This is a genomic window from Pleurocapsa minor HA4230-MV1, from assembly GCA_019359095.1.
Classification (GTDB): domain Bacteria; phylum Cyanobacteriota; class Cyanobacteriia; order Cyanobacteriales; family Xenococcaceae; genus Waterburya; species Waterburya minor.
Map to the genome: position 1 here is coordinate 34,415 of JAHHHZ010000033.1, position 13,910 is coordinate 48,324.

Here is a 13,910-nt window from a genome sequence, read left to right on the forward strand (position 1 = left end):
TACATTACATAAGCCACTTAATTAGTTTTTGTGAGTTTGTGACCTAGTTTTGATTATTATACTTTGCATTTCGTTACAAATGCTTAGATCGATTAATATTTATCAGCGACAAGCTATTTATCAGAGTTATTCACCAGTTACTTTCTCATAATAGAGTCCAGAGAAATTTTGCAACCAACTATTTTGCTCTTGATTTATTAATCAAGTTGATTTTATAATCATTCGACGACAGGGTGGAAAACGAGAAGTTGTGATGGAAGAATTGCTCCAGGCGATCGCTAACAGCAGTATTGAACAGCAAGTATCTTTGTTACCTCAAGCTTTAGAGTATGGAGAATCAGGTATTGATTTTTTGATCGATCGCCTCAACGATCCTGAACTGGAAATACGAGCAAAAGCCTACGAACTTTTACAACATAATCAGTCTCAAAAAGTTCAACAAGCGATCGCTCCAGGACTTTTATTTAATCCTGGGGATAAGATTTTTCATATTAGAAAAAGCACGATGTGGTTTGACGATAGTTTTTATAGCTTATATCCATCCTCAAATGTAGATAAAGAAAAACATTTAGTTACCGACAATGACTATATCAATCAAAGTTTTAAAATCATCAGCTTTGATCGAGCAGCTTATGTAGTTACTTTTACGCCCTACTTTATTAATTATCAACAAGCAAAATTAGTGGCAGAATCATTACACAATAAAAGAATTTCCGAAGTAAGCATTACAGAATTTGAGTTTAATGATGATCAGGAAACAATTAAACATTGGTGCGATTGCTATCAAATAACTCAAGCGGTCAATAATTTGCAGAAAGAAAAGAATCTAAAAAATGGTTTAGATAGGTGGCTTGAAATCGATGGAATGTCTGATTTTAAAGACAATATCTATTGGTCAACCGTCGAAAGTTATTTAAAATCCAGCGAACACTTAGATTTGTTAAATCAACTTTGGCAAGATTTAGTAGGTAAGTTCGCATTTGTCGGTGAAATTATTTTTGATAAAACTACTTATTTAAGTATCGATCCGTATTATTCTCAGATCTTGGACTATGAGGACAGATATAAATATTCTTATGGTGAAGATGTAGAAGAATTCTCGTTATCTTTAGAAGAAACAGAGACAAATTATTTACTAACTGCACTAAATAGTTCTCAGCTAGAAATTAGAATCCTTGCTTATCAGTTGTTGAAAGGAATTAATTTAGATAAAGCGCAGCAAGCTATTTATCAAGGAGTGAAACTAAACCCAGGAGACATAATATACAGCGTTTATCAATCTGGTGTGGGATATAATGACCAAATATATCATCATATTGTAGGTAATCCAGATGATGTTGGTATTGAGCATCTTCGTAGTCAGATTACTAATAGTCATGAATACGAACTACCGTTATACCCTCAGCGCAGATATTGTTTTACAGATAAAAAGCAAGCTGAAGAAGTAGCAGAGACTCTACATCGAAAGTTAATTAAAGAAAGAGACTTTGCTTTGGAATGGCGTAAAGAAAATCCAAATTTTGATTTAAAAAAGTGGTGTCTTGATAATGATATTGCTTACAAATATGGGTGGGACGAATTCAAATTGGGTGGCATAGATAGTTATGATGCAATTTTTGAAATTAAAGAGCTAATCGCTCATGATGAACAGCTATACGACAATTTAAGACGAAGTAGATACATATATCATCCAGGACACATGGATACTTGGTGTAAAGATAATCATCTTTGTTATGAGCAGATTTGCGATGAGCATCATCCTGACTATTGGGACAATTATGGAAAAGTTTTGGATTATATAAATCTGCCCGAAAATATTGAGCTATTAAGTAAGTTTTGGAAAGATGGTGAGGGTAACTTTGCTTTTGTCAAAGAAGAAATTGTGTTGCAAAAGGTATATATTAAAATCGGCGAAGAACTACATGGTCAAGCTGAAGTCAATAATTTATTTGCCGTATCCGAAAAAGATCGTGAAGCAGCAGAAAAATTATTAGTTGAATTATTAGAAAATAGCAAAACCCAGACTGAATCTAAATCAAAAGCACGAGGAATACTACAAGATTTTCATGGAGACGAATCAGAAGAATATCAATGGGAGAACGAAATTCCTTTTTAAAAAGCTCAATACAAAAAATTATTAATCAAATGAAAGGATTAAGTATAACGGCGATCGGCTTGAGATGTTTTGATGAGTGTTTGGATATTTTTTACACTCTAAAGTCACCTTTAAAATTAGATTATTTAGAATTAGCAATTGGCAGTAAATGCGAGATTGATCGCGACTATCCAGATATTCCTTTGATCCTCCATGATTCATGTTTATACGATCGCTATTTTCGCTATAAATTAGATCCTTTACAACCATCGACCTGGAAAGCTTATGCTGATTTCATTAACCGTCATCAAGTTTTAGCCGTATCTCTTCACCCACCCCTAAAAAGTTATTGCAGTCAAAAAGAATTAGAAGTGGCAATGATGAAAATGCAGAAAGCATTGCAAGTACCTGTATATCTAGAGGTTATGCCTGCTGACAATTATTGGTGTTCTAGTATTCCAACTCTTATTGACTTTCCATTATTAATTGATGTTTCTCATGTCAACATTTGGCATCAGGGTAACACCACTACCACTAAAGAGACTTGTCTGACTTTGCTTAACTCTTATACAGTGGGGGCAATTCATCTGAGTCATAATGCAGGAAAAGCAGATACTCACGATCTCATTCCCCATAATGTTTGGTTTAATGATTATTTAGCAGAATGGAATGATAATTATTTTGTTACTTACGAAAGCTTAACCATTGATTACGCAGCTTATGAGAGGCTGGATAAATGTCGTAGATTTGAAGTTGATATCTGAATTTTTACTGCGCTGTTCCCTAAAGGATTAGCTCGCAAGCTCGCGTCACAAATAGGTAGACCTCAACAATGAAATTTTAAAAAAGCTAAAAGCTAAGAGCTAAAAGCTAAGAGCTACGTACAGATTACTTTTCAGCTTAATACTTGAAATTAGCAACGCCTTATTTCCCATACCAAATTGACTCTATCTGCTCGATAATAGACTTTGCTTGAGTTAGTTTTTTCTCATCAAGAATTACTGTAACGTGACCCAATTTTCTCCCTGGACGAGATGTTTTACCGTACCAATGAAGGAAGCTACCAGGTATTTTGAGAATGCGATCGCGTTTTTCTTCATAATCAGTATCAGACTCTTCAAAACCCAATAGATTGACCATAATTGCCCCTGATGACTTTAAAGCTGTTGAACCTAAAGGTAAACCCGTAACAGCCTGGAGCTGCATCGCAAACTGAGAAGTCTCGCAGCCATCTAGGGTGTAGTGTCCTGAATTGTGGGTGCGGGGCGCAATTTCATTGACTAACACTCGATTATCTTTGGTCAGAAAAAATTCAATCCCAAATACCCCTACTACTTCGAGTTTATCTAAAATCGTGCTGGCGATCGCCTTAACTTCTTCAGCTATTTCATTTGCGACATCTGCGGGGGTAATTGTCCAATGACATACTTGGTTTTGCTGAAAAGTCTCGGTAACTGGATAAATAGCGATCGCTCCAGAGTCATTACGAGCAGCAATAATACCTAATTCTCGTTCAAAAGGGACAAATTCTTCAATCAACAACTCCGCAATGGGAACAGTTTTAGCTAGCTGTTGTAAACATTCAATGTCTTTAATAATAAAAGTTCCCTGCCCATCATAGCCATGACGACGAGCCTTTAACACCAGAGGAAATCCATAGTCAGCAATGACTTGTTCCTGAGATGACCACAGACTAAACTGCGGTACAGGTAAACCAACTTGCTGCAAAAAACTACGCTGATGATACTTATCTAATAGGGGTTTCAGCGTATTCAAACTAGGTTTAAATATTGCGTCTATACCTAATTTTTGCAATCCCTCTAGATCGATAAACTCATTTTCAAAGGTAATTACGTCGCAAAGTGTTGCTAGCTTAGCTGTGGCGATCGCATCATCAACATTGCCTAAAATAAACTGCTTGGCTTGACTAACGGCAGGTTCAGTTTCACTCTCAGCTTGCACAATTAACTCTAGATCTAACAATGGTGCTTCTGTACCCATCATCCAAGCCAATTGACCCCCACCAATTACCCCAACGCGCTTACCTACCATGTTTTTTTTAGCCTATTTTTTAACTGTATTTTCAAACCATTAACAAGTTTATTATCTAGTTATGGGCAGACTTTATCAAAGATATTGGTAAGCGATCGCTAAGTTAATCAGTTTGGTCTTTTTCCCCAATTCACACAAGGCGTAAAATAAAAAGTAATACTTAGGCATCGAAAGAAATTGATATGGTTGCCATCACTAAACAATTAGTCACGAACACTTGGGCAATTGCTACTTGGGATGAATTTTTAAAAAATATTGAAAATCCTGCTCATGTTAAGACCAAAGGCTACTATTACGATGGCAAATACAGAATTGAAATTACTCCCATTGGCAACGAACACGCTCAATATCATTCAATTATTAATTATGCAGTTTATCTTTACGCCACTTTAAAAAACATCCCTTTTACTGGAAAAGATAACTGTAGCTATCGACAGGTTGGCTTAAAAGAATTTCAACCAGATTTGTCTTATTATGTCGGCAATAATGCCAATGCTATTCCCTGGGGAGTGGGGATAGTTGACCTAAATGAATATCCAGTCCCAGATTTAGTGATTGAAGTTGCTAACACTTCTCTAGCCGATGATTTGGGCGAAAAAAGATTACTTTATGAAGACCTTGAGATAGCAGAATATTGGGTGGTAGACGTGCAGAATGTTAAAGTAATTGCCTTTGCCATTGAAGACAATGGGAGCAAAAGAGTTGCCGAATCTCTGGTGTTGACAGGATTAAAAATAGAGATTTTAACTGAAACACTTCAACGCAGCAGAACTAGCAATCATACCGAAGTTGGTAGCTGGTTAATGCAACAGTTTCAATCACAATCAAATTAAGCACTATCTATAATTCCACAACCATCATCAACTGCGATCGCATATTGCAACATTTTTTAACAATATCTTCATCAGGTTCTAAACATCATCTAAAATCCACTCGGAATTGCGTTCTCCCAGATCGAGCTGAATACTCACTGCTTTGCCTAATCTGGGACGTTCGCGAGTTTTCTCAATATAAGACTGTATCTGCGCTACACTGTTCCAACCGTTGAGATAATTGGCGATCGCCTGAAGATTTTCGGCATATTCCTGCTCGGACAGGGGAAAAGAGGCTTGTTCTAGGTATTTCCACATTACCTGGACATAAATCTTCCCTTTAATCTTTCTCAGCTGCATATCATAAGAACAGCCCCACTTTGCTAATAAAAGTTGGTGTAATTGTTCGCCTGTGATAATGTTTTGACTCATAAAGCTGTTGACTTTGAGTGGAATCGATTCTCAATCTCTGTAATAATTTAATACATTGGTTTATCTTGCGTTACCCAAATGGTCAGCTCGGAGTTTTGCTGGATGTTGTTTAACCTTCAAACTCTAGTAGACTATAAAGTTGGACTCGCAACTGTTAACTTTTTAAAGCGGAGAATGTGACAAAATTCTTTGGCATAGAAAACTTTAAACATCTCCCAGTCATCATTTTAAGTTTACAAAAAAATACAATTTATCTATAGCTATGGTTCAATCTTCTGGTACTAATATCCCGAATATGGATGACGATAACGTCCCCGATTTAGGGCGTAGACAATTTATGAACTTACTCACCTTTGGCTCAATCACAGGAGTAGCTTTGGGTGCGTTATATCCAGTTGTCAAATACTTTATTCCCAACACAGGTGGCAGTGGTTCTGGCGGTGTAACGGCGAAGGATGCTTTGGGCAACGATATTATCGTGAGCGAATTTATCGCGACACATCAACCAGGCGATCGCACCTTAGCTCAAGGTTTAAAAGGTGACCCTACTTATATTGTGGTTGAAGGGGATTCAACTCTGCGTAACTACGGGATTAACGCCGTCTGTACTCACTTGGGTTGTGTTGTTCCTTGGAATGCCAGCGAAAACAAATTTATGTGTCCCTGTCATGGTTCTCAGTATGATGAGACAGGTAAAGTGGTTCGAGGCCCCGCACCTTTATCTCTAGCATTGGCAAAAGCTGAGGAACAAGACGACAAGCTAATCTTTAGTCAGTGGACAGAAACTGATTTCCGTACTGGAGAAAAGCCTTACTGGGCATAAATTAAGGACTGACTGAATAAATTCCCCATATTAATCATATAGTTAATCTTTTTGAGATTGTTGATCTAACAAATGAGAACATTGAAACCATTGGCAGTATTAAAGTTTGCCAAGGACATAATTACTAAAACTACCATTGTGGCGATCGCTACTGTGGCTATTTTCTTGACCAGCGATCTTGCTGTATCTCAATCGGCTGCTGCATATCCCTTTTGGGCGCAACAAACTGCTCCAGAAACTCCTAGAGAAGCTACAGGCAGAATCGTTTGTGCCAACTGTCACCTAGCAGAAAAAGCCGCAGAAGTAGAAATCCCTCAGTCTGTCTTACCCGACACCGTATTTGAAGCGGTAGTGAAAATTCCTTACGATTTAGCTAGTCAACAGGTTTTGGGCGACGGTTCTAAAGGTGGTTTGAACGTTGGTGCAGTACTAATGCTGCCTGAAGGCTTTAAAATTGCCCCTGAAGACCGTATTCCCGAAGAAATGAAGGAAAAAACTGGCGGGTTATACTTCCAAGAGTATAAAGAAGGTGCAGATAATGTCGTAATTGTCGGCCCTTTACCTGGCGAACAGTATCAAGAAATTACTTTCCCCGTACTTTCTCCTAATCCTAAAACCGATAAAAATATCCACTTTGGTAAGTATGCCGTTCACTTAGGCGCTAACCGAGGACGCGGGCAAATCTATCCGACTGGAGAAGCGAGTAATAATAACGCAGTTAAGGCTTCTGTTGCAGGTACAATCGCAGCTATTACTCCTCAAGAAGCTGGTGGTTATGAAGTGGCAATTGAGACTGAAGACGGTACAAAAACCGACAAGATTCCTGCTGGGCCTGAATTGATCGTAGAAGAAGGTCAGCAAATCGCTGCGGGTGAAGCTTTGACTAACAATCCTAACGTTGGTGGTTTTGGTCAGAAGGATACTGAAGTAGTACTACAAAGTCCTGCGCGGATCGGAGGCTTAATGGCTTTCGTGGGTGGAATTATGATTTGCCAAATTTTACTTGTGATTAAAAAGAAACAAGTAGAGAGAGTTCAAGCAGCAGAAATGGATTTCTAATTCATTTTGTTTTAGCTGTTATTTAATTGAATAACATCAAGGCAGGTTTTAATACCTGTCTTTTTTGCTGGCAAAAAAAGATAATAGCGATCGCTTTATGAGACTTACTTCATTTAGTACATAGTTCTTAATAAATCACCCTTCCAAGACCGAAACGTTTTAATCTAAAAGCTGAAGTATAAGTAAACAACTAATTAAAAGTAAACATGAGTGTAACGGCAAGTGGTGGCAGTTCATTAGCCCGTCCTCAACTCTATAAAACAGTAGCGGTGTCGGCAATCTTGCAGGCAGAACAACAAGACCGTTATTTAGAACAGGGCGAACTCAAAGAATTAACAGCATATTATAAATCTGGTTTTCAACGGATCAACATCGCTCAGACGATTACTAACAATGCCGATATTATTGTCTCCAGGGCAGCAAATCGCATTTTTACAGGTGGTTCCCCGATGTCATATTTGGAGAAACCTGCCGCGATCGAAGAAATGGCGTTAGCAACTCCAAGTGGCAATACCAACGTTCCTGGTGAGCTGATCGTAGAGCAAAAAGAAGATAGTAAAAACAACACAAATTTATTCAACGCCTTTAAGTCTTTATTTGCTGGGGGAGCAGGGGCAGTTCCTGCGGGTTTTAGACCCATCAACGTATCTCAATATGGCCCAAGCAATATGCAGAAGTCTCTGCGGGATATGGCTTGGTTCTTGCGGTATATCAGCTATGCAATTGTCGCTGGCGATCCCAATATTCTGGTAGTTAACATCAGAGGACTGCGGGAAATTATTGAGCGAGCTTGCTCTACTGCCGCCACAATCGTCGCCTTGCAGGAAATGCGTGCTGCGACCAAAGATTACTTCCGCAAAGATCAAGATTCTTCAGATATTATTGAGCAGTATTTTACCCTTGCCATTAAAGAATTTGAAGCTCCTACCCCTTCAACTAAGTTGCGTCAGCGCGCTTCTTCTGACTTGCAAGGTTTGCAGCTACCTCAAAGCTACTTTAATGCCTCGGAAAATCGTCAAAAGTTTGTCATGAAAACTGGCTTGTCTACTTTAGAGAAGCAGCTAGTGATTAAAGCAGCCTACAGACAAATTTTTGAGCGGGATATTACTCGTGCTTATGGTCAATCTATTTCTTATTTAGAGTCGCAGGTTAAAAATGGCGACATCTCGATGAAAGAGTTTGTCCGTCGCCTCTGTAAATCCGAACTTTATCGCAAGCAGTTTTTTGAGCCGTTTATCAACAGTCGCGCTTTAGAATTGGCGTTCCGCCATATTTTAGGTCGTGGCCCTTCCTCCCGCGAAGAAGTCCAAGATTATTTCTCGATTGTTTCGGCAAAAGGATTGGCTGGTTTAGTTGACGCTTTAGTTGATTCAAAGGAATATGCTGATTACTTTGGCGAAGAAACTGTTCCCTATCTACGAGGCTTGGGTCAAGAAGCTCAGGAATGTCGTAATTGGGGGATGCAGCAAGACCTACTGAACTACAGCGCACCTTTCCGCAAAGTACCTCAGTTTGTGACTACTTTTGCTCGTTACAATCGCCCTCTACCAGATCAGCATGTCTATGGTTCAGGTAACGATCCGCTAGAAATTCAGTTTGGGGCAATCTTCCCCAAAGAAACTCGCAATCCTAGCAGTAGTCCTGCACCCTTTAATAAAGATACTAAACGCCTACTGATTCATCGTGGCGCGGGGATTAATAACCAAAATAGTAATCCTGCTGCTAGACACGAATTCCCAGGCTCTTTGGGGGCAAAGGTATTCCGCCTCAACAATCAATTACCAGGCGCAAACAATCAAAACAGCGTTAACTTTGCCGAAAATTCTACTCAGACTGTAATTCGAGCTTGCTATCGCCAGGTATTTGGTCGAGATGTTTATCAAGGTCAAGAACTCAAGGTTGCTGAAATCAAGCTAGAGAATGGAGATATAACTCTACGTGAGTTTATTCGAGCCTTGGCTAAATCTGATACCTTCCGTAATCTGTATTGGACATCGTTGTACGTAGTCAAAGCAGTGGAATATATTCACCGTCGTCTCTTGGGTCGTCCTACCTATGGTCGTCAGGAAATTAACAAGTACTTTGATATTTGCTCTAAGCGTGGTTTCTATGCATTAGTTGACGCCATCATTGACTCCCCTGAATACTCGGAAGCCTTTGGTGACGATACTGTTCCCTACGAGCGTTATCTGACTGCTGGTGGTCTGCAACTGCGTAAGGCCCGTCCTGGCGCTATTGAAGAAGGTATTGGAGCAAAAGTTGAGCCACATATAACACCTCGCTATGTCGAGTTGGGTCAGATTAGTTCTTTCCGCACTGAGCCTGAAGTTAAGCAGAAAATAGCTCAGGGAGTAAGCGCCCAGCGAGTACAAAGTAAGGTATTTAAGCTGACTACTACTGTAGACAAAGTAGCGCTGAAAAACGTCGTTAGGGCTGCTTATCGTCAGGTGTTTGAGCGAGATATTGACCCTTATGTGGTACAAACTCAATTTTCTGTCTTAGAAAGTCGTTTGGGTAACGGCGAAATTAATCTGAAAGAATTTATTGAAGGATTAGGCTGCTCGGAGCTATATCTCAAAGAATTCTATACTCCTTATCCCAATACTAAGGCGATCGAACTAGGGACGAAACATTTCCTAGGACGTGCGCCAGTTAATCAAAAAGAAATTCAGAAATACAACAAAATTCTGGCTTCTCAAGGTCTTAAAGCCTTCATTGGAGCAATGGTTAACAGTATGGAATATATCCAGGTGTTTGGTGAAGATACTGTGCCTTACCGTCGCTTCCCCACTCTTCCCGCTGCTAATTTCCCGAACACAGAGAAGCTCTATAATCGCTTGACCAAGCAGAATGACGAAATCGTTGTGCCTAGTTTTGATACGGTTAAAACTACTTCTAGATAAGAGAAAATAGTTAGACTAAAGCGATCGCTTTGGTTGAGTAGACTGAATAGATTGTTAACCAGAAAACTGAGAGCGGTTTCATCGATGGTGATGAAGCCGTCCTTATACTGCTGGTTCTTAAATAAAGCTTGTCCACAGATGTAACTAATTACAACAGAATGCAACATTAAATTCTGTTAAGTAAGGAGAATTAACTGCAACAAAATATCGGATTATAGTTAGGTTGGGCAATTGCTACAGCAATAACTTAGTCAACTTTAATCGACAGTCCTAAATACTACAGAGCATTTATGGGAGCAGTTTATTTAAAGCAACCAAAATAGCTCAAGCTTGTAGAAAAATTACTTTATGTAAAGGTTTGTTGATAAGTTGGCAATTGATGGCAAATTAGTTTGGACAAGTTGCAATACTAATTTGTAGCAGAAAGCTAGAAACTAGGTAGCAAAACAGAGTAATCTATAACCTAGGGGAGTATCAGCAGCCAGATTTAGGTAGTAGAGAATAAGCCTAATCTAAGGGTTGTTATGTCAGCAAAATTTTTTCGTCACGTTGGCGAAGAAACCTAACTAATTAACAACAGGCGAACTGAAAATCCTTGAAAACCAAAGCTACCGATCAAAAGGTAATTTATTCATTAATTTCATAATCATTGGGAGGAATCCATCGATGAGTATAGTCACGAAATCCATCGTGAATGCAGATGCTGAGGCTCGCTACTTGAGTCCTGGTGAACTAGACAGAATTAAATCTTTTGTAACTAGTGGTGAAAGCCGTTTACGTATTGCTCAAACTCTAACTGAGTCTCGTGAGCGTATTGTCAAGCAGGCTGGCGATCAACTTTTCCAAAAACGTCCTGACGTTGTTTCTCCTGGCGGCAATGCTTACGGCGAGGAAATGACTGCAACTTGTTTGCGTGACATGGATTACTATCTACGCCTGATTACTTATGGTGTAGTAGCTGGCGACACAACTCCAATTGAAGAAATTGGTTTAGTTGGTGCAAAAGAGATGTACAAATCTTTAGGTACTGACGTTGGTGCAATGGCTCAAAGTATCCGCGAAATGAAAAACGTAGCTACTTCAATGATGTCTGGTGATGACACCTCTGAAGCTGCTTCCTACTTCGATTACGTAATCGGAGCTATGCAGTAGTCGGCAATGCCTGGCTGCTAATATAACTAGTAACAAATTTTTTCAAAAACACACTAACTTATCAGTGTTAAACAGTTTAAGACTCGGTAAGATAAGGAAATAAAACTATGCAAGACGCAATTACCTCTGTAATTAATTCGGCTGACGTACAAGGCAGATACCTCGATGGTGCTGCGATGGACAAGCTCAAAAGCTATTTTCAAACTGGTCAATTAAGAGTTCGCGCTGCTAGCGTAATTAGTGCTAATGCAGCTAGCATCGTCAAAGAAGCAGTAGCAAAATCTTTGCTCTATTCTGATGTAACTCGCCCTGGTGGAAACATGTACACTACTCGTCGCTATGCGGCTTGTATTCGTGACCTTGACTACTATCTTCGTTATTCTACTTACGCTATGCTAGCTGGAGATCCCTCCATCCTAGATGAGCGAGTATTAAACGGCTTAAAAGAAACTTACAATTCTTTAGGAGTTCCTGTTTCTTCTACTGTTCAAGCAATTCAAGCGATGAAAGAAGTAACTGCAAGCTTAGTTGGTGCTGATGCTGGCAAAGAAATGGGCGTTTACTTCGACTACATCTGTTCTGGCTTAAGCTAGTTCAGGATCGTCAGGCTAATCGTTTAAAATAGCGATTATCGCACAGATTCGGAAGTCTAGAGTGAGTGCTAGTTCCAACAAAGCTTAGTTTTCCGAGCGCTAAGGAAAAGTAAGTTGAGAAGAGATCTAGTATTGACTTCTGACTCCCGAATTTTGGTATTTGGGGGATAGCTAAATCACCAACTAAGTCAGTTTAAAAAAGCTCATTAAAAAAGCTCAATCGGCGACTTATTTTTGGCGTAGCAAAATTTACTACAGGAAAATTTAACTTTTTTTATTTAATCAGGAGAAATTATCTCATGCGTATGTTTAAGGTGACGGCTTGTGTTCCTAGTCAAACCAGAATTCGCACTCAAAGAGAATTGCAAAACACTTTTTTCACTAAGCTTGTACCCTACGATAACTGGTTTCGTGAGCAGCAACGTATTATGAAAATGGGCGGTAAAATTATTAAAGTTGAGTTAGCAACGGGTAAGCAAGGTATGAATACAGGCTTATCTTGAAACTGCCTTTAATCATATTTGAGTCCGAAGGGGTCTAAGCGACCTCTTTTTTGTTGTTCAATCTAGACTAGCAAACAAGACGATAAAAAAAAGTTTAATCATCATGTTTAATTCAGGCTAATCATCTGCTACCTTTAAAAAGCAAAAATACAAACATAAGATTTAATATTAGTGCAAGCTAAAGTTGTTAAACAATATCTTAGTTATTTCATTCCTTTCGTCGCGCCTCAAGTTAAATCTTGGACATGGGAAGCCCGCTTATTAAACTGGCTAACTTGCGTCTGGTTGATTATTGGCTTGGTGACTTTAATGTCTGCTTCCTATCCCGAAGGAATGCTCAACAATAATGACGGACTGTATATTTTAAAACGTCAGATGATTGGAGTGGCGGTGGGCATTGTCGGCTTCAACCTAGTGTCTCGTCTACCGTTAAACAAAACGATCAAGATTGCGCCCTTGATGGTGTTGGTTTTTTTGCTCCTCATTTTTGCCACTTTAATCCCTGGCTTGGGTAAGACCACCATGGGAGCAAGTCGCTGGATTGCCATTGGCCCTTTTTCTTTGCAGCCTTCTGAATTAATTAAGCCCTTTTTAGTACTTCAAGCAGCATATCTGTTTTCTCGTTGGCGCAAATTAGCAAATAGAGTACGTTTGGTCTGGTTGATTGCTTTTGCTTTAGTCTTGGCAGGAATTTTGAAGCAGCCTAATTTAAGTACTACAGGACTGTGTGGGATGAGTTTGTGGCTGATTGCCCTGGCGGCTGAATTACCGTTGAGTCAGTTACTAACAGTAGCGGGAGGGGGATTAGGAATAGCCAGCCTCAGCATAGCCTTGAACCCCTATCAATTAGATCGAATCACTTCATTCTTGGATCCCTGGCAAGACTATCATAATAAAGGATATCAGCTAATTCAAAGCTTACTGGCGATCGCTTCTGGCAGTTTTGGCGGTTCGGGATATGGTCTTTCTCAACAAAAATTATCATTCCTGCCAATTCGCTCGACCGACTTTATTTTCGCCGTTTATGCCGAAGAATTTGGCTTTATTGGCTGCTTACTGCTGCTGTTGTTAATTATTGGCTATGGCACTCTAGCCTTAAGAGTTGCCATTAAGTGTAGCCAAGCGCTTCCGCGATTAGTTGCGGTGGGAGCGATGGTATTTATTATTGGACAGTCATTAATTAATATTGGTGTTGCCACAGGCTCTTTGCCCACAACGGGCTTGCCACTACCTTTTTTCAGCTATGGTATTAATTCCATTGTTGCTTCATTATTACTGGCAGGGTTATTAGTCCGTGTAGCTAGAGAAAGCAACACCACTAGGATAATTCCCCTCAATCAAAGTGCATCTATTGGAGCTACTTTTTCTAGTCGATCGACTATGACTAGACAATAACTGTACAATAGAACATTTAATCTGGAACGATCCGCTAAAATGTTTCCCATGTCACTAACTAGTTAAAGTTGATGCCCTCACAATCAAAGCT

The 13,910-nt window shown here is 39.4% G+C and carries 12 protein-coding genes; 10 read left to right on the forward strand and 2 right to left on the reverse strand.

From position 1 onward, the window contains the following. Positions 1–253 precede the first annotated feature (253 nt). Complete coding sequence (locus tag KME09_22840) at positions 254–2,116, forward strand: hypothetical protein (protein MBW4536772.1); 1,863 nt, start codon at positions 254–256, stop codon at positions 2,114–2,116. Positions 2,117–2,145: 29 nt separating this feature from the next. Beyond that, a complete protein-coding gene (locus KME09_22845; protein MBW4536773.1) occupies positions 2,146–2,859 on the forward strand; it encodes a hypothetical protein in 714 nt (237 codons plus the stop codon). A gap of 160 nt (positions 2,860–3,019) precedes the next feature. Here the strand turns inward: KME09_22845 and KME09_22850 are convergent, their stop codons facing one another. Beyond that, the gene (locus tag KME09_22850) at positions 3,020–4,147 is read right to left on the reverse strand and encodes a 5-(carboxyamino)imidazole ribonucleotide synthase (protein MBW4536774.1); all 1,128 of its coding nucleotides are present in this window, start codon (positions 4,145–4,147) and stop codon (positions 3,020–3,022) included. A 182-nt stretch (positions 4,148–4,329) separates the two neighbouring features. Between KME09_22850 and KME09_22855 the strand changes: the two genes are divergently transcribed. Then, on the forward strand, positions 4,330–4,980 hold the full coding sequence (locus KME09_22855) for a Uma2 family endonuclease (protein ID MBW4536775.1): 651 nt from the start codon (positions 4,330–4,332) through the stop codon (positions 4,978–4,980). Positions 4,981–5,058: 78 nt separating this feature from the next. On the opposite strand, the gene KME09_22860 is transcribed toward KME09_22855, so the two are convergent. Then, positions 5,059–5,376, reverse strand: coding sequence for a DUF3067 family protein (locus KME09_22860; protein ID MBW4536776.1), 318 nt, complete (start codon positions 5,374–5,376; stop codon positions 5,059–5,061). Between the two features lie 277 nt (positions 5,377–5,653). On the opposite strand from KME09_22860, the gene KME09_22865 reads away from it, so the two are divergent. The 7 genes from KME09_22865 to KME09_22895 all read left to right on the forward strand — a co-directional run bounded on the left by KME09_22865 (position 5,654) and on the right by KME09_22895 (position 13,819). Continuing rightward, the gene (locus KME09_22865) at positions 5,654–6,214 is read left to right on the forward strand and encodes a cytochrome b6-f complex iron-sulfur subunit (GenBank protein MBW4536777.1); all 561 of its coding nucleotides are present in this window, start codon (positions 5,654–5,656) and stop codon (positions 6,212–6,214) included. Between the two features lie 72 nt (positions 6,215–6,286). Then, positions 6,287–7,273, forward strand: coding sequence for an apocytochrome f (locus tag KME09_22870; protein MBW4536778.1), 987 nt, complete (start codon positions 6,287–6,289; stop codon positions 7,271–7,273). Positions 7,274–7,479: 206 nt separating this feature from the next. Continuing rightward, positions 7,480–10,176 carry a phycobilisome rod-core linker polypeptide gene (locus KME09_22875; GenBank protein ID MBW4536779.1) on the forward strand — a complete coding sequence of 899 codons (2,697 nt, stop codon included), beginning with the start codon at positions 7,480–7,482 and terminating at the stop codon, positions 10,174–10,176. 666 nt (positions 10,177–10,842) lie between these two features. Then, positions 10,843–11,328, forward strand: a complete 486-nt coding sequence (locus KME09_22880; protein ID MBW4536780.1) for an allophycocyanin — start codon at positions 10,843–10,845, stop codon at positions 11,326–11,328. Positions 11,329–11,435: 107 nt separating this feature from the next. Beyond that, positions 11,436–11,921 carry an allophycocyanin subunit beta gene (gene apcB / locus KME09_22885; GenBank protein MBW4536781.1) on the forward strand — a complete coding sequence of 162 codons (486 nt, stop codon included), beginning with the start codon at positions 11,436–11,438 and terminating at the stop codon, positions 11,919–11,921. A 299-nt stretch (positions 11,922–12,220) separates the two neighbouring features. Further along, positions 12,221–12,424, forward strand: coding sequence for a phycobilisome linker polypeptide (locus tag KME09_22890; GenBank protein ID MBW4536782.1), 204 nt, complete (start codon positions 12,221–12,223; stop codon positions 12,422–12,424). A 165-nt stretch (positions 12,425–12,589) separates the two neighbouring features. Then, on the forward strand, positions 12,590–13,819 hold the full coding sequence (locus KME09_22895) for a putative lipid II flippase FtsW (protein ID MBW4536783.1): 1,230 nt from the start codon (positions 12,590–12,592) through the stop codon (positions 13,817–13,819). Positions 13,820–13,910: the final 91 nt, after the last annotated feature.